The organism is Rhizobium sp. Root274, from assembly GCF_001429245.1.
Classification (GTDB): Bacteria; Pseudomonadota; Alphaproteobacteria; order Rhizobiales; family Rhizobiaceae; genus Allorhizobium.
On sequence record NZ_LMJE01000008.1, the window covers coordinates 261,370 to 281,466 of the forward strand.

Sequence of the window (20,097 nt, forward strand, 5' to 3'; positions counted from 1 at the left end):
TCCTAAAACAACGCGCTATGACTTTTCTTCGCAGGTGCACAATGCCCTGGCATATCGTTTGGGGAGATCGAATTGCCAATATCCAAGATCCTTGTCGCCAACCGTTCCGAAATCGCCATTCGAGTCTTTCGGGCTGCCAATGAACTGGGCCTGAAAACGGTCGCCATCTGGGCCGAAGAAGACAAACTCGCGCTTCATCGGTTCAAGGCGGACGAAAGCTATCAGGTCGGTCGGGGACCGCATCTGGCGCGGGATCTGGGGCCGATCGAGAGCTATCTGTCGATCGAGGAAATCATTCGGGTTGCCAAGCTCTCCGGAGCGGATGCCATTCATCCTGGCTATGGTCTCCTGTCGGAAAGTCCGGAATTTGTAGAAGCCTGCAACGATGCAGGTATCATTTTCATCGGCCCGCGGGCCGAAACCATGCGGCAGCTCGGCAACAAGGTTGCGGCGCGTAACCTTGCCATTAGCGTTGGTGTTCCGGTCGTGCCTGCGACCAATCCCCTGCCCGATGACGAGGCCGAGACCCATCGGCTGGCGGAAGAGATCGGCTACCCGGTCATGCTCAAGGCATCCTGGGGCGGTGGCGGGCGCGGCATGCGTGCCATTCGCGATCCCAAGGACTTGCTGCGTGAGGTGACGGAAGGCAAGCGTGAGGCGATGGCCGCCTTTGGCAAGGATGAAGTCTATCTGGAGAAGCTGGTCGAGCGCGCTCGACACGTTGAAAGTCAGATTCTGGGCGACACGCACGGCAATGCGGTGCACCTTTTCGAGCGTGACTGCTCGATCCAGCGGCGAAACCAGAAGGTGGTCGAGCGTGCACCGGCGCCGTATCTCTCCGAGGCGCAGCGCCAGGAATTGGCAGACTATTCGCTGAGGATTGCCAAGGCCACCAATTATGTCGGCGCCGGCACTGTCGAATACCTGATGGACGCCGATACCGGCAAATTCTATTTCATCGAGGTCAATCCGCGCATCCAGGTTGAACACACGGTCACCGAAGTCGTTACCGGCATCGATATCGTCAAGGCGCAGATTCACATCCTTGATGGTTTTGCGATTGGGACGCCTGAATCGGGTGTGCCGAAGCAGGCGGATATCCGCCTCAACGGGCATGCACTTCAGTGCCGTATCACGACCGAAGATCCCGAGCAGAACTTCATTCCGGACTACGGTCGCATCACTGCCTATCGTTCGGCCGCCGGTTTCGGCATCCGTCTCGATGGCGGCACCGCCTATTCCGGCGCGATCATCACGCGCTATTACGATCCGCTTCTGGTCAAGGTCACAGCTTCCGGCAGCACGCCGCAGGAGGCGATCAGCCGCATGGATCGCGCATTGCGCGAGTTTCGCATCCGTGGTGTCGCGACCAACCTGACCTTCCTCGAGGCGATCATCGGTCACCCGAGCTTCCGGGATAATTCCTACACGACGCGCTTCATCGACACGACGCCGGAACTGTTCCAGCAGGTCAAGCGGCAGGACCGTGCGACCAAGCTTCTGACCTATCTCGCCGATGTGACCGTCAACGGCCATCCTGAGGTGAAGGGACGTCCGAAGCCGCCGGAGGATGCGGCAAAACCCGTCATTCCATTCATCGACAAGCAGATCCCGTCGGGCACCAAGCAGTTGCTGGATGAACTGGGTCCGAAGAAGTTTGGCGAGTGGATGCGCAGCCAGACGCGCGTGTTGATGACCGATACCACGATGCGTGACGGTCACCAGTCGCTGCTGGCGACCCGCATGCGCACCCACGACATCGCGCAGATTGCTGGCACCTATGCCCGCGCACTGCCGGAGCTGTTGTCGCTGGAATGCTGGGGCGGGGCCACCTTCGACGTGTCCATGCGCTTCCTGACGGAAGATCCCTGGGAACGCCTGGCCCTGGTGCGTGAAAGCGCGCCGAACTTGCTTCTCCAGATGCTGCTGCGCGGTGCGAACGGCGTTGGTTACAAAAATTATCCCGACAATGTCGTGAAGTACTTCGTCCGCCAGGCGGCGAAGGGCGGCATCGACCTGTTCCGCGTCTTCGACTGCCTGAACTGGGTCGACAACATGCGCGTCTCGATGGATGCGGTCGCCGAAGAGAACAAGCTCTGCGAGGCGGCAATCTGCTATACGGGCGACCTACTCAATTCGGCACGTCCGAAGTATGACCTGAAATACTACACCGCACTGGCCGCCGACCTGGAAAAGGCCGGCGCGCACATCATCGCCGTCAAGGATATGGCCGGTCTTTTGAAGCCCGCCGCTGCCAAGGTGCTGTTCAAGGCGTTGCGGGAAGCGACCAGCCTGCCGATCCACTTCCATACGCATGATACCTCCGGCATCGCGGCGGCCACCGTGCTTGCGGCTGTCGACGCCGGCGTCGATGCCGTCGATGCGGCCATGGACGCGTTCTCCGGAAACACGTCGCAGCCCTGCCTCGGCTCGATCGTGGAGGCCTTGCGCGGCTCTGAGCGCGATCCCGGCCTCGACCCGCACTGGATCCGTCGCCTGTCGTTCTACTGGGAAGCCGTTCGCACCCAGTATGCGGCTTTCGAGAGCGATCTGAAGGGGCCGGCGTCCGAAGTCTACCTGCATGAAATGCCGGGTGGCCAGTTCACCAATCTCAAGGAACAGGCTCGTTCTCTTGGATTGGAAACCCGCTGGCATGAGGTGGCACAGGCCTATGCCGATGCCAACCAGATGTTCGGCGATATCGTCAAGGTAACGCCTTCGTCGAAGGTCGTTGGCGACATGGCCCTGATGATGGTCAGCCAGGACCTGTCCGTGGCCGATGTGGAAAATCCGTCCAAGGACATCGCATTCCCCGATTCCGTCGTGTCGATGCTCAAGGGCGACCTTGGTCAGCCGCCGGGTGGCTGGCCCGAGGCACTGCAGAAGAAGGCGCTGAAAGGGGAGGCGCCCTATACCGCCGTGCCGGGTTCGCTTCTGCCGGATGCCGATCTCGATGCCGAGCGGAAGGCGATCGAGGAGAAGATCGGGCGTGAGGTCTCCGACTTCGAGTTCGCCTCCTATCTCATGTATCCGAAGGTCTTCACCGACTACGCCATCGCGGCCGACACCTATGGTCCGGTCTCGGTCATTCCGACGCCGCAGTATTTCTACGGACTGCCGGCTGGCGAGGAACTGTTCCTCGATCTGGAAAAGGGCAAGACGCTCGTCATCGTGAACCAGGCGATCGGCCATACGGACGACAAGGGCATGGTCACCGTGTTCTTCGAATTGAACGGCCAGCCGCGCCGCATCAAGGTGCCGGATCGCATCCATGGAGCTTCGGGCAGTGCAGTGCGCCGAAAGGCCGATCTCGCCAATGCCGCCCATCTGGGTGCTCCGATGCCGGGCGTGATTTCGGCCGTTTCTGTTGCCGTAGGCCAGGCAGTGAAGTCCGGGGATGTCCTGGTGTCGATCGAAGCGATGAAGATGGAAACGGCGCTGCATGCCGATCGTGACGGGACCATTTCGGAAGTTCTGGTCAAGATCGGCGACCAGATCGACGCGAAGGATCTGCTGATCGTCTATTCGGCCTGATAACACTGGGTCAGTGACCCACATCGAATACAAAAAGGCCTCGCCGGATGATCCCGGCGAGGCCTTCTCTTTTCCGTCCCATGGTCGACTTTACGTCGCCTTTGGGCGACGCGTGGCCTTTTTGGGTTTTGCAGGCGTTGCGGCAACCGGTTCTGTCGGCTGCGGCTCACCATCAATGGTGATGTCGTAGCCACTCGCCGTCCGCTTGACGTCGACCTCTACCTGACGGCCATCGAAGGCGATCTTCGACCGATACCCCTGCCACTGGTCGGGCAGGGACGGCTGTACATGGATGGCACCGCCCTTGCGGGTGATCCCAAGGATGCCTTCCACGGCGAAGCGGTAGAGCCAGCCGGCAGAGCCCGTATACCAGGTCCAGCCGCCGCGGCCGGCGTAACCCTCGCCGCCGTAGATGTCAGCGGCAACGACATAGGGCTCGACCCGGTAACGTTCTGCCGCATCTGCATCCAGCGCGTGGTTGATCGGGTTCAGCAGGTTGAACACGCGCCAGGCATCGGCAATCCGTCCTGCCTTCAGCAGTGACAGGCCGAGCCAGATCGCAGCATGGGTATATTGGCCCCCGTTTTCGCGTACGGCCGGCGGATAAGCGCCGATGTAACCCGGATCGAGAGTGGACTTCTCAAAGGGCGGGGTGAAGAGGCGGACGATCCCATTTTCCTCATCCACCAGCCGAGCCACGGCTTCGTCCAGGGCTTTCACGGCGTGTTCATGGTCGCCGAGACCTGACAAAACGCTCCAGGACTGCGCGAGCGAATCAATCTGGCACTGCAGCGATTCGTTCGAGCCGAGCGGGGCGCCGTTGTCGAAATAACCACGGCGGTAGTGCTTGCCGTCCCAGCCCGCACTTTCGAGCGCGCCCTTCAGGGCCTCAACATGAGTTGCCCAGCGCTGGCGACGGTCCTTGTCGCGACGTCTTTCGGCATAGGGCAGGAAGTTGGTGAGCGTGCTGGCGAGGAACCAGCCGAGCCACACGCTCTCGCCCTTCCCTTCAATGCCCACGCGGTTCATCCCATCGTTCCAGTCGCCGCCGAGGATCAGCGGCAAGTCATGTTGGCCCGTGCGTGCGATCGCAAGATCGAGTGCCCTTGCGGCATGCTCGTAGAGGCTCGCCTTGGTCTCGGACGTGCCTGGCTGGAAGAAGGAATCATGCTGACCCGCTTCGAGAGTTGCTCCCTCAATGAAGGCCAGTTCCTCGTCGAGGATGGTCTCGTCGCCGGTCGCCGCGACATACTGGTCAATGGCATAGGCAAGCCACACCACGTCGTCGGAGATCATCGTGCGGACACCGGCGCCAGTGCGCGGCAGCCACCAATGCTGCACGTCGCCTTCCGGGAATTGCCGGGAGGCGGCGTTCAGGATCTGTCGGCGGGCAAGCTTCGGATCCGTGAGCAGGAAGGCCAGCGTATCCTGCAACTGGTCCCGGAAGCCATAGGCGCCGCTTGCCTGATAGAAGCCGGCACGGGCGAAGATGCGGCAGGCGAGTGCCTGATAGGGAAGCCAGCCGTTGACCAGATGGTCGAAGCTCTTGTCACCGGTCTTGACCTCCACTTGGCTGGCGACACCGCTCCAGAAGCTGCGGGTTTCGTCTAGGACGGTCTTGAAGCCCGTCGTGCGGATCGATTTGAGCAGTTCGACCGCGCCTTCCATCGTTTCGGTCTCGCCGAGGAAGAAGGTCAGTTCGCGGGACTGGCCGGGCGCCAGTTCGATGTCAAAGGCAAGCGCTGCACACGGGTCGCTTTCGCTGTCGATCGTGTCGGACAGTTTCGAGAGGCGCGCGACCGCCTGCGGCAGCTTGATCGAACCGTTGCGGCCGATGAACTCCCGGCGGCTGGTCGTGTAACCCATAGGCTGATCAGGGCCGGCGAGGAAGGCAAAGCGACCGGGATAGTTGATCTCATAAGGATTGGACGCAAGCAGCGCCCCGGTTTCCGCGTCATAGGACGAGAGCACAAAGGGCGCCGTTCGCGCTGCGTTGTTGCCGAGAACCCATTCGGCATAGCCATAGACCCGGAAGGTTCTGGCAGCGTCGCTGGCGTTCTTTAACCGGATCTTCGCAAGCTTGACCGGCCGGTTGCGATCCACCGTCTGGGTCATCTCGATTTCGAGATCGTCGTGACTGCTGGCGAAGGTCGAATAACCCAGGCCATGGCGAGTTTCGAACCGTGCCGCCGGATCGGCGTTGAGGGCGCTCACGGTCGCGTAGGAGCGGCCGTTATCGAGATCGGTCACATAGAAGGCTTCGCCGGGACGATTGACCACAGGATCATTCGTCCAGGGGGTCAGCTGGTAGTCGCGCGAATTCTGGCTCCAGGTGAAACCTGCCCCTTCGGCAGAGACGTGGAAACCGAACTGTTCGTTGGTAATCACATTGATCCAGGGCTGCGGTGTTGCAGCCGTGCCGGACAGGCGAACGACATATTCGCTGCCGTCTTTCGAGAACCCCCCGATGCCGTTCCAGAAGTCGAGGTCGCTGCCGTCGATGACGGCAGGCTGTGCAGCTGGGGCGGGCAGGGCAGGCGGCAGGCCTGCCCAGTCGCCATCGCTATCAACGGCGCGCGGTGCCGCAAAGAGCGAGACGGCGCGATTGATCTGATCGACGATCTTGCCGTTACGGGTATGCAGGACGACCCGTGCTGCGGCCAGCAGCGAGAGGGTTGCACCTTCGTCCATCAGGTCATCGCGCACGGTGAAGACATGCGGGCGGCCTGGCGGCAGGCGATGCTTCAGGTTCTCGGCCAGATGATCGAGCGCATGCTGCATGTCCTGCGCATAGGAGGTGGCACGCTCGTTGATGATTGCGAGATCGGCGACCACGCCGCGACGGCGCAGATATTCGAGCGCGCTCATCGCTTCGCGGGCGATGTCCATGTCCATGTCATCGTTGATGCGCAGTGCAAAGATCGGGTGGTCGCCCGAAATCGCCATGGGCCACAGAGCCGACTGGGACTTCAGACCCTTGCGAACGGTTTCTGGATCGGCCCGCAGATGGGTATCCGGATAGACCAGATAACGGCCAAGATGCTGGAAGGCAGCAGCCTGCTGCGAAGTAATCCCGATGTGGCGCAGTTCGACCTGGGTGCGGGTCCAGGCATGAATGAGCTCATGACTGAAGGCATCCGGGTGACGGTAACGCTCGATCGCCTTGTCGATTTCCTCGCGATTCGGTGCTGCCATCGTCCAGAAAATGACCGAGACCTTCTTGCCTGCCGGTACACGCACGACGCGACGCAGACTGAGGATCGGGTCGAGGGTGAAGCCTTCCGATCCGGAGAGCGTGGCGCCCGGGTCGAAGGCAGCAGCCTCGCCGAGGGTGCGGCCACGGCCGAGGAAACGGCGGCGATCCGTTTCGAATTCGGTCGGCCGGCCCTGACCGGCACTATCGACGACCAGATGGGCGACACACATGTCGGGGTCACCCGGGCTGCGCTTGTTGCGCTCGGCGCGGATGACATCGCGGCGACGACCGAATTCGGTCTTGACGAACATGCGCGAAAACAGCGGATGGGCACTATCCGTGTCGTCATAGGCCAGCACCGGCTCAAGATAGGAGGTCACTTCGATGAAGCGATCCTCGGTGCCGGTGTTCAGGATGGTAAGCCGTCGCCCTTCGGCATCATGTTCGGTACCGACGATGCATTCCAGGGTCGTTGCGATGTCGCCGACGGTCTTGAAAAACTCGGCCTTGTCGTCACCGAAGATGACCTTGCTCTTCTCGTCCTCGGCACGGCGCGGGGCAGCCGTTGCCGACCACCACTGATTGCTCGCCATGTCGCGGAGGAAGAGGAAAGTGCCCCAACGATCTTCGGTCGGGTCGGGCTTCCAGCGGGAGACCGACTGGCCGTTCCAGCGGGAGAAACCGGAGCCCGTCGCCGTCAGCATGACCGAGTAGTGGCCGTTCGACAGGAAGACGAGTTCGCGGTCCTTGGTGGCCGGATCGGTAATGGTGCGGATTTCGGCGCGCAGCAGGTCGGCCTGGCCCTTGCCCGGCGTTTGCGGTTCGTATTTCGCGCTCATCACGGGGATCTCGCGCGGGGCCTTTTCCTGCAGCAGCAGTTCGGCAGCCTCAATCACCGGATCGGCGTGGAAGAGAGCGCGCAGGCGTCCGTTAAAGGCGACGTTGGCAATGGCTGCGATCGACATGCCATGGTGGTGTGCATAGTAGTTGTAGACGACCGCACATTTCTTGCCGTCAGGCAGGCGGGTCGGCGTGAAGTCGACGGCATCATGGAAGCCGTAGGCACCGAGCGCGCCGAGCTTGCGCAGACGCTGCAGGTTTTCGAGCGACGCTTCCGGATAATACTGGCTGGCCAGGATCGAGGCGTAGGGCGCGATGACGGCGTTCTGGCCAAGACCACGCTTGAGGCCCAGCGTCGGGACCCCGAAGTTGGTGTACTGGTAGTTCATGTCATGGTCGCGGGCGTTGAACGCCGCTTCCGAGATGCCCCAGGGTATGTTCAGACGACGGCCGTGGTTCATCTGCTCAATGACAACCAGATTATTGGTCTGGTTCAGAACGCCACCCTGGCGCTCCTGCATGACGAGCGGCGGCATGAGATATTCGAACATCGAGCCTGACCACGAGATCAGGGCTGCGCGCGCGCCGATGGGAACCACCTGACGGCCGAGGCGATACCAGTGCTCGGTTGGGAGATCCCCCTTGGCGATGGCAAAGAGGCTGGTCAGACGGCATTCGGAGGCGAGAAGGTCGTAGCAGGCTTCGTCCAATTCGCGGCCGTCGACACGGTAGCCGATCGAAAGCAGGCGGCGTTCGGGGCGGAATAGGAAGGTGAAGTCCATCGAGAAGGCGATGCCGCGCGCCTTTTCCGAGAGCTGGCTTAGACGCTGACGCAGCGGGTCGATGTTCGACAGGTCGAAGGTGGTGTCTGCGATATGTGCTTCGCACACTGAGACGAGTGATTCCGTCCAGCGCACGACTTCTGCACTGGAATCGGCGCGAAGCTCGTGATGCAGGTTCGCTGCCAGCTTCTGAACATCGCGGGCAAGGACTGCGAGATTGATGATGCGGATCGACGCGAATTCGTGCTCGCGCTTGACGGCGGCCAGCGCCGTGTTGAAGCCGATGATGCGTTCTTCCAGGCGGCGACGCAGCGGACGCACGGTCTTGCGATCATCCGGCAGTTTTTCCAGCATTTCCAGGAGGATGCCGCCGACATCGCCGATGCCGTCGATATTGCCCTGGAGATGAGCGGAGGGGGCTTCTGCCCATTCGCGGCAAGCAGACGCAATTGCGATCAGATGGCCCGCGAGGTTGCCGCTGTCGACTGCCGAGATGTAGCGGGGGCCAAGCGGCTTAAGCGTATCCGTGTAGTACCAGTTGTATAGGTGCCCGCGATACTTCTCCATCCGGTCGATGGTGGAGATCGTCTGCTCCATGCGCTCGATGGTCTGCTCGAAGCTCAGCCAGCCGAAGTGACGGGCGGAGACAACGGAGAGCAGGTAGACGCCGATGTTGGTCGGCGAGGTGCGATGGGCGACGAGCGGTTCCGGCGTTTCCTGGAAATTGTCCGGCGGCAGGTAGTTGTCGCCGGCTGTGGTGAAGGTTTCGAAATAGCGCCAGGTGCGCCGCGCGATCTTGCGCAGCTCGGCAGAGACATGATCCGGAACCTCGAGGCTGTCTTCGGTTTCTGCCGACTGGCTGACATACCAGGCGACCAGGGGAGACAGGACCCAGAGAACCGCAAAGGGCAGGCCGATCAGATAACCGTATCCGCCGGGAAGGGCGGCAACCCCAACCGAGAGAATGGCAAGGATCGGGGCATGACGCATGTTCTGATAATAGGACGTGATCGAGCCCTGAGCTGCGGACTGGACGCTGGCGGCGGTGCGCCATTCCAGCAGGAGCTTGCGGCTGACCAGCATACGATACAGGGAGCGCGCGATCGCATCGGCCATCATGCAAGCATTGTCGGCTATGAAGACGATGCGCAGAGCCACCTGGGCGTTGATGGACCGGACTTCCGACCACAGTGTCTGGAAATGGGCGGCCGGCACGATGTCGGTCTGTCGTGGCACGATGCCGGATAGAAGCGACAATGTTGGAGCGACAAAGAGGCTGAAGATCAGCAGCAATTGCCAGATGGTGGCACCGACGGGTTCCATGGTCGCCCAACCGAGGACGGAGGCCATGAACCAGGCGATCGGTGTCAGCGAACGGCGCAGGTTGTCGATCATTTTCCAGCGGCCGAGCGCTGTGATGCCGCGGTTCGGGTCGCCAATATAGGGAAGGAGCTGCCAGTCACCGCGCGCCCAGCGATGCTGGCGCGAGCTTTCGACTTCGTAGCGTGTCGGGAAGTCTTCGACCAGTTCGACGTCGGTTACCAGTGCGCAGCGGGCGAAGGAGCCTTCGAGAAGGTCGTGACTGAGAACCGAGTTCTCATCAATCCGGCCCTTGATGGCGGTCTCGAAGGCGTCGATGTCGTAGAGGCCCTTGCCCGTGAACGTCCCTTCGTCGGTGATGTCCTGGTAGACGTCCGACACGGTGAAGACATACGGGTCCAGGCCGCGGTTCATCGAGAAGATGCGCTGGAAAACCGAAGCGTCCTTGCCGGTGGTCAATGACGGTGTGACACGTGGCTGGAGAACGCCATAACCGCTTCCGACTCGTCCGCTCTTCGGATCGATGACCGGGCGGTTGATCGGATGATGCATCTTGCCGACCAGCTTGGTCACGGCGTCGCGCATGAGGCGCGTGTCGGCGTCCAGCGTCATGACGTAGCGGACGTTTTCCGGCACCATGTTGGCACCGGTCAGATAAGAGGTATCGCGGTCGCCGCGCAGCAGGAGGTTCAGCTCGTGCAGTTTGCCGCGCTTGCGCTCCCAGCCCATCCAGCAGCCCTCGGCCGGATTGTAAAGGCGGCGGCGGTGAAGGAGGTAGAAACGGGTCTTGCCGTCCTGGTCATAGCGGCTGTTCAGCTGGGCGACTTCGCGTTTCGCGTAGTCGAGAACTTCGAGGTCCGCTGCCGTCTCTTCGACCTGGCTATCCTTCCAGTCGCTAAGCAGGGCGAAGTAGATCTCGCCATGCGGATTGGTCAGGTGGTGAACCTCGACATTGCGGATCAGCTCGTCGACATCGTCACGCTTGGATATCATGCAGGGGACGACGACCAGCGTGCGTGCGTCCTCCGGAATGCCCTGCTTGAACTCGTAGCCCGTCAGCCGCGTCGGCTTCATGAAGAATGTGATCAGGGTGTTGAACAGTCCGGTCGCGCCCTCTGAGACGGGCAGCGACACCATCACTAGAAGCACAAAGACCAGCGGCGTCGATACTCCGGCCTGACCCAGGTAATGCCCGATGATTGCCAGTGCCGCGATGGTCAACCCGATGACGGGTGCGGCGATAGAGAGCCAGTTCAGCTTCTTGATCGCTCTCGTCAGGACGCGGGATAGCGGTTCGCTGTAGCCGATGGCCGCCTCAAGTTCGGTCCGGCGGGAACCAACAAGATAGCTTCCGACGTCGAGCCTGCCGCTTGGCTCTGCACTCGCTGTTGCCAGATCGATTGCTGTCTGGGCGATCTCGATCTCGCTCAGGTCCGAGCGGCGTGCCAGCTTCTCGATCGTGTTGCGATAGGCGTTGCGCGATCCGAAATCGAGTTCGCGGTAGTCGGTGTGCTGGCCGAGGATGTGGTCGACCTGGCTGACCTCCTCCACCCAGACCGACCATTCCTTGTCATCGATCTCGCGCAGGCCGCGCACGATATTGCCCATCGTGACATTGCCCGAGGACAGTCGGTTGTGCTCCGCGTCCATCGCTTCCTGAGCGGTACGGCCAGCCGCTTCCAGGCGGCCCTCCAGCCACTCGACGGCAAAGCTGGTGTTCTGCGAGCCGTTGCGCAGACGGTAGAGGAACTGAGTTGCGAAGGTGTTATCGTCGGCCAGTGGCTCGATCTGGCGCAGATAGGCGGCCGCGGCCATGGGGTCATTCAGGCGAATGATCTCGTCGGCTACCTCATTGGCCTTGCCGCGCATGCGACGCGACCGATCAACGCGGGTCGCGATCCGCCGCAGATTTTCGACAAGCACGAAACGCACAATCGAGGGCAAGGCCCAGAGTTCGCCGATCTCCAGCGTCTGATGCCGCTGATAGCCGTTGACCAGCGCCGTCATGCTTTCCTGGCTGACGGTCGAATGCGTGTGGGCGACATAGAGCCAGGCCATGGCCATCGTGCGCGGAATTTCTCGAGAGCCGACCTTCATGGTCGGCAGCTGCCGGTAGAATTTCTTCGGGAAGTCGCGGCGGACTTCCTGAATGGCTTCTTCAATGACGTAGTGGTTGTCGAGCAGCCACTCGGCTGCTGGCGTGATAGTCGCGCCTGCCTCGACATCAGCCGCCGTTGCCCGGTAAACGCGCAGGATTTCCCGTTCGTTTTCCTTGTGGCGGGCGAAGAAGTCGAAATCGATCAGCCCCGGCAGCTCGTCAGCACCGTTCAGCGCGAGAGAGGCCGCGCTCTCCTGCAATTCCTCGATGGTGAAATAGGCAGATCTGATCGAATCATTGTGGTCGATCTGCTTGGTTTCGAGGTCGCGCGATGGGACATGCAGCGTCATGAAGGATTGAATCTCGGTTCATAGATGGTTGATGGATCGCCCGGGCAGACCGCAGTCGTCGGAACAGTTCACGAAGCCCGGCTTTTTGGAGGACAATCGAGGCAGAAAAACGCCACAATGCGCCTGAAACCTTTGGCGGTTCAACTCTATCGACTTGCTTTGGGTTCCCGGACGTTGGATCGGGCTTTTTATGCCTTATTTCAATCGGGTGGCCAAGCCCCCCACGGCCGGCTCCCTCTCAACGCAACAAGGATGCCTCCCCCATCCAAGTCTGCTGTGAAAAAGGTTTACTCAGCCAGTCTCTTCGCCAAGCATATCATTCTTCGCGCTGCCTCCTCCAGGCGTATTTCCGGTACGGTCAACGAGATGCGAACGAGATCGCGGGCGCCTTCGCCAAAGGACGAACCCGGCATCACGGAGACGTTTTCTTCCTCCAGGAGACGCGTTGCGAAGTCTTGACCGCTCAAACCGGTCCCTGAGACGTCGAGTACGATGAACATGCCGCCCTCTGGACGATGGGGACGAAGGGCCGGATGGGTCGAAAGGCGATCTACCATGAGATCAGCGCGGGACTGATAGTTGCTGCGCATGATCCGCGAAGTCTCAATCGGCTGAGTCAGCGCCATGGCCGTCATGTCGGCGATGAAGGGCTGGACGCCGAAAAGCATGGTTTCAGACACCGGCAGCAGGTGGTCGAAAAAGTCCGCAGGGCCTGCAGCCCAGCCGCTCCGGAAGCCGGGCGCGGCATGAGACTTGGAAATCGACGACACGACGATGGTCCGATCGGCAAGATCCGGATTGTCGAAGGGCGAGGCGAAGCGGTCACCGAAGGTCAATTCCTCGTAGACTTCATCGCAGACGATCCAGAGATCGTGGCGTCGACAGACGTCGCCGATGTCAGCAATCTCCGCCGCTGACAGCACGGCGCCTGTCGGATTGTGCGGCGTGTTGAGGAGAACTACGCGGCTGTTCGGTGTGATGGCTGCCTCGAGATCGGCAGCCTGCATGTGAAAGCCCTTGTCCGCTCGCAACGGGACGGGCATGAGACGCGCTCCGGTCGCGGCTGCGACGCCTTCATAGCTCGCATAGGCGGGGTCGCCTGCCAGCACCTCGTCGCCGGCGTCGAGCAGCCCCATCATCACCACGAAGAGCGCGCTTTGCGTGCCGGGAAAGCACAGAATATTGCTCGCCGTGATGCCCTGCCTGCGCTTTGCGTATTTCTCGACAAGTGCTTCCACCACCGAAGGTTCGCCACGACCGTTGGAATAGCGGGTGCGGCCGGCATGCATGGCGCGCGCGCATTCCGCCAGAAGCGCCGGGTCCGGCGGAAGATCAGGCTCGCCGATGGTCAGTTCGATGACCGGAATCCCCGCTGCCGCCTTGCGTCGACCCTCGATATGCAAAGCCCACTTACCGGAGCCGAGCCCGGCCAGGCGTTTGGTTATGGCTGCGTATTTCATGGAATTTCCGTTCAGTGCGTGTCTGCAGCAGGTCTGAGAGCAATACCGCCCAATAGTGCCTCTACTGCATCAAGTGCGATCTGTGGCAGGCGGCCTTCGTCGAACAGGTCGCTCGCCAGCGAGTTTTCCAGCCATAGACCATCGATCAGGCCGTTGATGGCGATGGCAAGGTGCCGGCATTCTGAGGGAGATGCCGTGCGGCTGTGGCTGGCGAGAAGGGAGGCAACGAGACCCTCCAGGATCTTCAGGAAGAGCAGGTAATTTTCCCGATGAATGCGCGCCAGTTCCTCGTCCGACCTCACCCGCCCGATGAAGGCGGCCCAGAGCGAGAGTGCCTTTGGGTCGGCGACCGGGGGGCTGACATTGGCAACGATGAACCGGTGCAGGCGTTGGTGCGCATCCTCGCCCGCCGAGGTCATCGCATCGACTGCCGTCTGCGTCATGTTTGCCAGCATTTCGCGATACGCCGCCTGAACCATCTGGTCCTTGCCGGCAAAATAGTGGCGGATCAGGCCGCCGGTCACTCCGGCTCGCGCGGCGATATCGCGCACGGTCGCGCCCTCCAGGCCATGGTCGGAAATGCTGTCGAGCGTCGCGGAGATCAGGTCCTGTCTGCGTTCAGCCTCTCCGGCCCGCTGGAATGTGCGTCGTGTCATCGGCATCTCCCAACGGCGGAAATTGAGGGCAAATTGTCGTCCTATGACCAGGTGTCTTTTTATACGGTTGAACAACAAGGTCGCAAGTGCGAAAGTCCTGCGCGTTTGATTGCCGTCGTCGCGGCCGTTCCAGGAGTGCTTCATGTCGATCCAGTTTCCCAATGTGATGGCGGATGTTCTGGCAACGCGGCGCCACCTTCACCAGTTTCCCGAGATCGGCCTGTCGGAATTCAAGACCTCCGACTATATCGCCGAACGTCTCCAGTCGCTCGGCTATGACGTTACACGAGGGCTTGCCGGAACGGGTGTTGTCGCAACACTGCGCAATGGGAAGAGCCTGCGCAGCGTGGGGATTCGCGCCGATTTCGATGCGCTACCGATTCTCGAGGAAACCGGGCTCGACTATGCCAGCAAGGTGCCCGGCGTGATGCATGCCTGCGGCCATGACGGGCATACCGCCATGTTGCTGGGTGCCGCGCAGATTCTGGCCGAGCGCCGGAATTTCGACGGCACCATCCATCTCATCTTCCAACCGGCCGAGGAAAATTTTGGCGGGGCGCGGATCATGATCGAGGACGGGCTGTTCGACAGGTTTCCCTGCGATGCGGTGTTCGGCCTTCACAACGATCCGGATATCGCATTCGGTCATATTGCCGTGCGCGAGGGGCCGATCATGGCGGCCGTCGATGAGTGCAAGATCACCGTCAACGGGCGTGGCGGTCATGGCGCCGAGCCACAGGCGACGGCGGATCCGATCGTCTGCGGCGCATCGATCATCATGGCCCTGCAGACCATCGTATCGCGCAACATCCATCCCCTTGATCCGACAGTGATCACAGTCGGCGGGTTCCATGCCGGCGCCGCCAGCAATGTCATTCCCGAGCGCGCCGAGATGGTTCTGTCCATCCGCTCTTTTGATGCCGCAGTGAGAGATCAGCTCGAACAGCGCATCCGGGCGGTGGCAGAAGGTCAGGCGGCAAGTTACGGCATGGGAGTCACGATCGATTACCAGCGCGGCTATAACGCGACGATCAATCACAAGACGGAGACCGATTTCGTTCGGGATCTGGCGAAAAGCTTTGCCGGCGCCGAGAAGGTGTTCGACTTGCCGCGCCCGATGATGGGGAGCGAGGATTTCGGTTACATGCTCGCCGAGCGGCCGGGCAGCTATTTCTTCCTCGGCACAAAGCGGACGGAGAACGACCCGCCGCTTCACCATCCGCGTTACGATTTCAACGACGATGTGCTGCCCATCGGGACGACGTTCTGGGTGGAACTGGCGGAGCGTTATCTGCGCTCCGCCTGATGCCTCATTAGGCGATTGCCCGCCGCCTTTCGGCAACCAGGATGATGACGCCGGCACTGGCAATCAGAACGGCGCCAGCCACCACGTTGCGGCCGGGAATGTCACCCCAGATCGCGTAACCGAGGGCGAAAGCCCAGATCAGCGCTGTATATTCGAAGGGCGCGATGATCGAGATCGGCGCCCGGCGCATGCTTTCAAAATAGGCGAGCTGGCCTACCCCGCCGATCACGCCGACCGCGATCAGGAGGATCTGCGCTCCTCCGGCCGGCATGGTCCAGGTGGAGAGCGCAACCGGTGCCGTGAGCGCAAGGAAGAAGACGTTGGTCATCGCCATCTGCACCATGCTGCTTGCGTCCTGCGATGTCCGGCGCAGCAGAATGGTGGCAATCGCCCAGCAACAGGCGGCAAGTATGGCCAGGTAAACCGGCCAGCCGTCGGCGATGCCGGTCGGGTCACTCGCGACGATGACGCCGACGAAGCCGGTGACCACGGCGGCCCAACTCGCAAATGATACCTGCTCGCCGAGCATCGGGATTGACAGGACGACCGCGACGATCGGTGCGGCGAAGTAGAGGGTGGTGAGGTCGGCCAATGGCAGAAATTTTGCGGCATGAAAGTAGCACAGCCAGGCTGAGAGCAGGAACAGGCTACGGATCATCATCGGCCGCCGGACGGGCGATGTCATGGTTTCGCGAACAAGGCCGCGACCGCCCATGATCAGGCATCCGGTCAGGATGGCAATGCTGCGGCAGAACAGAATCTGCCAGACGGTCGTGCTTTCCACGAGCAGCTTGATCATGCTGTCATGTACGGCAAACAGGAAATAGGCCAGGCTGGATAGGACGATGCCAGCGCCGATGGTGGTCTTCACGGCTAAGAACTTTCAGGAGTGGGCTGTGGGCCACCATGTCTGGTTGCCGACGCAGGCGGGTGCATATCTCTCGCGGCTCTCTTGGTTGCTGTCAATTGCCGATACTGCATCAAACGTTCCTCATCGATGGAAACAAAATGTTATGGTGGGAGAGCCGCTGAATTATTGTCCTTTAAATCGATTTAAGTAGAGTGCCGCCGGTTGCATGGAGGAAGACATGAACGACACGGCATCCGTCACAGCGGCGTCCCAGAGGCCTGCTCCGATCGTCACGCGGGAGAGGGCGGCGGTTGCGCTGCTATTCTTCCTCAACGGTATGGTGATGGGTGCCTGGGCACCGAAAATTCCGTTCTTCTCGCAAGCGCTCGGCCTGACAGAATCGATGCTGGGACTCATGCTGTTCGTTTTCGGCGTCGGATCGCTGGTGATGATGCCGATCGCCGGCATGCAGATTGCCCGCTTCGGATCGCGTCAGGTCGTCCAGATCACGACGTTGCTTTACATTCCGACAATCGTGTTTATCACACTGGTCGACAGCGTCTGGAGCGGCGCGATCGCCATCTTCCTATTCGGCGGCCTGACCGGCGCCATGGATGTGGCGATGAACGTCAATGCAGTTGAAGTCGAGAGGCAAATGCGACGCTCGATCATGTCCTCCTGTCATGCGTTCTGGAGCCTTGGCGGGCTCTTCGGTGCCGCGACGGGCGGAACGCTGATCGCGACCGTCGGGGTGATGGGCCATGTTCTTCTGCTGGCTGGGCTTGCCGTTCTGCTGTTCCTGGTGGCGCGGCCGATGATCCTCGCCGACGCGCCGCATCCGAGCGAAGAGCCGGTGCGGGCCAGGCTTCCGCTGACCCCTTTGCCATGGCTGATCGGCCTCATAGCGCTGTTCTGCATGGTTCCCGAGGGTACCGTGCTCGACTGGAGCGCGCTCTACCTGCGCAATGAGCTCAATGCGCCAACGGAAATTTCCGGTTTTGCCTTCGCCGCGTTCTCGCTCACCATGGCTGCCTGCCGTTTCGCCGGCGACTTCGTGCGTGACCGCTTCGGTGGAGTGAAGACGCTGCGGGTCTGCGGCGTGCTTGCGACTATTGGGCTCTTGATTGCCGGCCGCTCGGACAGCGTCGCGCTTGCCCTGGTAGGCTTCGCGATCGCCGGGATCGGCATTTCCAACATGGTGCCGATCGCCTTCTCCGCCGCCGGCAATATCCCGGGTCTGGTACCGGGCGTCGGCCTCTCCGTCGTTACCACGATGGGCTATTCCGGCATTCTGTTTGCCCCGTCGTTGATCGGCTTCGTGGCCGAGCACACGACGCTTTCGACGGTCTACACGGCGATTCCCGCTTTGTTGCTGGTGGTGCTCGCTCTGTCGCACCTCGCCCGCTACGCAGACCGGGTCGCTGCGACTTAAGCGAAAGTTATCTCCGTCGACAGTGGCAGGCGCCGGTGGCGCTTGCCGGTCAAAGCGAAGATCGCGTTCGCGAGTGCAGGGGCAACGGGCGGAGTTCCGGGCTCTCCTGCACCACCCAGGAAAGACGAGTTTTCCAGAAGGGCGATTTCGATTGCCGGGCACTCGACCATGCGCAGCGCGTCGTGGTCGTGATAGTTCGACTGCTCGACCACGTGATCGGCAAAGCTGATCTGCTGTTTGATGGCTGCCGACAGACCATAGACGATGCCGGACATCATCTGAGCTTCGAAGTTGCGGGGATCGAGCACGATGCCCGGATCTGCGGCGCAGACGACGCGGGCGACACGAATGGCGCCTTCATGCTCTTCGACTTCGACGACCTGCGCGACCCATGTTCCGAAGGAAAGCGCAAAGGCAACGCCGCGGGCGCGGCCTTTCGGCAAGGGTGTGTTCCAGTTCGAAAGAGCCTCGACCTTTTCCAGCACAGCCAAAGCTGCCGGCTGCTTGGACAAAAGCGTCTTGCGCAGCTGCAACGGGTCCTTGCCGCCAGCATGGGCCAGTTCATCGATGAAGCTTTCATGCATGAAGGTGTTGTAGGAAAAGCCGACGGAGCGCCAGAAACCGACAGGCACGGCAAGCCCGACCTTGCGCCCGTCCACGCGATAGTTGGAGATGTCATAAGGTTGGTTATAGGCACCATCGATCAGCGTGTTGTCCGGACCGCCGATCGGCAGATCCGGATAGTAGCGACCGAGCGCACTCGCGACCACAGAGGGCGATGCGATCGAGCCGACCAGTGCCTTTGGCATGCCGTCCTTGTCCACCAGACCCCTGTAGCGGGACTTGGCCATGGGCCGATAGGGTCCGTGGCCCATGTCCTCCTCGCGTGTCCAGGTTAGTTTAACCGGTCTCCCCTTCACGTGTGCAGCAACGCGGAGGGCATAATCTGCGTAGTCCGGTTCGATACGGCGGCCGAAGCCGCCCCCGAGAAAGGTGGTGTGCACGGCGATCTTCTCAGGCGGCAGGCCGGTGATCCTTTGCGCCACGGTCTGGATGAGGGTAGGCCCCTGGTTCGGTGCCCAAATCTCGACCTTCTCTGCCGTCACCAATGCCGTTGCATTCATTGGTTCCATCGCTGCGTGCGACAGGAAGGGCACGTCATACTCCGCCTCGATGACCGAGGCCTGATCGGCATCTGCGAAGGCTAGGTCGGGGTCCCCGAGCGTGCGCAATGTGAAGCCCTGCTCCCCGTCGAGCGCTGCTGTATGCAGGCTTTCCATCTCTGCTGAAGTCGCAGGAATGGATGCCGTCTCCCACTCAATTTCCAGCGCGCCCATTGCCTGAAAGGCACGCCAGGTGTTGTCGGCGATGACGGCGACGCCGTGGCCGTAAGGACTGTCTATGGCAATGACATCCTGCACGCCGACCATGGCTTTGACCGCTTCCGCGTCGAAGCGCTTCACGCCGCCGCCGGGGCTGGGGTTCATTCGGACCGTGGCGTAGAGCATATCCGGCAGATCGACATCAACGCCGAAGATTGGCGCGCCGGTGACCTTGGCCATCATATCCGTGCGTGGCTGAGCCTTGCCTAGGAGTTTCCAGTCTGCCTTCGGCTTCAGGCTCGGGGTAGCGGAGGGGGCGAGGGCGATTGCGTCACCGGCGAGTTCGCCATAGGTCAGGCTCCGATCGGAGGCGGGATCGACGACACGCCCGCTTTCCGTGCGCAGGGTATCGGCTTTTACGTTCCAGCGCGCGGCCGCTGCAAGCTTCACGCTTTCGCGGGCCTGCGCACCCGCATGCCGAAGCTTCTCGAAGTGATCGATCATCGAACTGGAGCCGCCGGTGAACTGGATCGCGACCAGTTTCGCGACGACACCGATTGTGCCGCGCAGGGTTTCGGCAATGGCGCCCTCATCGAATTTCGGAACCGGCGCCCCATCGGTCATCGCTGCGGCATTGAAATAGGCGGCGGCGGCCGGCCCGTGTTCTGTCGTCACCTGATCCAGTGACACATCGAGTTCTTCGGCGAGCAATGTAGCGAGCGTCGTCTGCACACCCTGACCCATCTCAGCGCGCGGCGTGATGATCGTGATCCGGTTGTCTGGCGAGATCTTGAGGTAGGGGTTGAAGGTGACTTCCCCATCGGCGAGCCCGTCCTGCAACGGATTGGGAAGCGGTGAGGCATAGCGATAATAACCGAAGGCGACGCCGCCGGTGAGGGCGACGGCGCCGAACAGGAAGCCGCGGCGTGTCAGAGTTCCTAGCTTGCCCAT

The 20,097-nt window shown here is 61.4% G+C and carries 8 protein-coding genes; 3 read left to right on the plus strand and 5 right to left on the minus strand.

Annotated features, from left to right (window positions below; translation table 11 throughout):
* Nucleotides 1-72: 72 nt before the first annotated feature.
* Nucleotides 73-3,534: a pyruvate carboxylase gene (gene pyc, locus ASE36_RS16450; RefSeq protein WP_062282093.1), complete on the plus strand. Its 3,462-nt coding sequence runs from the start codon at nt 73-75 to the stop codon at nt 3,532-3,534.
* Nucleotides 3,535-3,624: 90 nt separating this feature from the next.
* Here the strand turns inward: pyc and ASE36_RS16455 are convergent, their stop codons facing one another.
* The 3 genes from ASE36_RS16455 to ASE36_RS16465 form a co-directional block, all read right to left on the minus strand.
* Complete coding sequence (locus ASE36_RS16455; protein ID WP_062282096.1) at nt 3,625-12,120, minus strand: GH36-type glycosyl hydrolase domain-containing protein; 8,496 nt, start codon at nt 12,118-12,120, stop codon at nt 3,625-3,627.
* 287 nt (nt 12,121-12,407) lie between these two features.
* Nucleotides 12,408-13,580, minus strand: a complete 1,173-nt coding sequence (locus ASE36_RS16460) for a pyridoxal phosphate-dependent aminotransferase (RefSeq protein WP_062282099.1) — start codon at nt 13,578-13,580, stop codon at nt 12,408-12,410.
* Nucleotides 13,581-13,591: 11 nt separating this feature from the next.
* Entirely contained in the window at nt 13,592-14,236 is a 645-nt protein-coding gene (locus ASE36_RS16465; protein WP_062282786.1) for a TetR family transcriptional regulator C-terminal domain-containing protein, read from the minus strand.
* Nucleotides 14,237-14,378: 142 nt separating this feature from the next.
* On the opposite strand from ASE36_RS16465, the gene ASE36_RS16470 reads away from it, so the two are divergent.
* Nucleotides 14,379-15,542 (plus strand): M20 aminoacylase family protein, encoded by a 1,164-nt coding sequence (locus tag ASE36_RS16470; RefSeq protein ID WP_062282102.1) that lies wholly within the window; start codon nt 14,379-14,381, stop codon nt 15,540-15,542.
* A 7-nt stretch (nt 15,543-15,549) separates the two neighbouring features.
* Here ASE36_RS16470 and ASE36_RS16475 read toward each other — a convergent pair whose 3' ends face one another.
* Nucleotides 15,550-16,413, minus strand: a complete 864-nt coding sequence (locus ASE36_RS16475) for a DMT family transporter (protein WP_062282105.1) — start codon at nt 16,411-16,413, stop codon at nt 15,550-15,552.
* A gap of 217 nt (nt 16,414-16,630) precedes the next feature.
* Here ASE36_RS16475 and ASE36_RS16480 point away from each other — a divergent pair, with 217 nt between their 5' ends.
* Nucleotides 16,631-17,824 carry an MFS transporter gene (locus ASE36_RS16480; protein ID WP_062282110.1) on the plus strand — a complete coding sequence of 398 codons (1,194 nt, stop codon included), beginning with the start codon at nt 16,631-16,633 and terminating at the stop codon, nt 17,822-17,824.
* Here the strand turns inward: ASE36_RS16480 and ASE36_RS16485 are convergent.
* Nucleotides 17,821-20,097: a xanthine dehydrogenase family protein molybdopterin-binding subunit gene (locus tag ASE36_RS16485; RefSeq protein WP_062282115.1), complete on the minus strand. Its 2,277-nt coding sequence runs from the start codon at nt 20,095-20,097 to the stop codon at nt 17,821-17,823. The two genes, ASE36_RS16480 and ASE36_RS16485, sit on opposite strands and share 4 nt — an antisense overlap.

What these genes read in the sequence shown, in the direction of transcription:
- ASE36_RS16460 (WP_062282099.1), bottom strand. Translation starts at nt 13,580, where the DNA reads ATGAAATACGCAGCCATAACCAAACGCCTGGCCGGGCTCGGCTCCGGT.
- ASE36_RS16480 (WP_062282110.1), top strand. Translation starts at nt 16,631, where the DNA reads ATGAACGACACGGCATCCGTCACAGCGGCGTCCCAGAGGCCTGCTCCG.
- ASE36_RS16465 (WP_062282786.1), bottom strand. Translation starts at nt 14,236, where the DNA reads ATGACACGACGCACATTCCAGCGGGCCGGAGAGGCTGAACGCAGACAG.
- ASE36_RS16485 (WP_062282115.1), bottom strand. Translation starts at nt 20,097, where the DNA reads ATGGGCAAGCTAGGAACTCTGACACGCCGCGGCTTCCTGTTCGGCGCC.
- ASE36_RS16470 (WP_062282102.1), top strand. Translation starts at nt 14,379, where the DNA reads ATGTCGATCCAGTTTCCCAATGTGATGGCGGATGTTCTGGCAACGCGG.
- ASE36_RS16455 (WP_062282096.1), bottom strand. Translation starts at nt 12,120, where the DNA reads ATGACGCTGCATGTCCCATCGCGCGACCTCGAAACCAAGCAGATCGAC.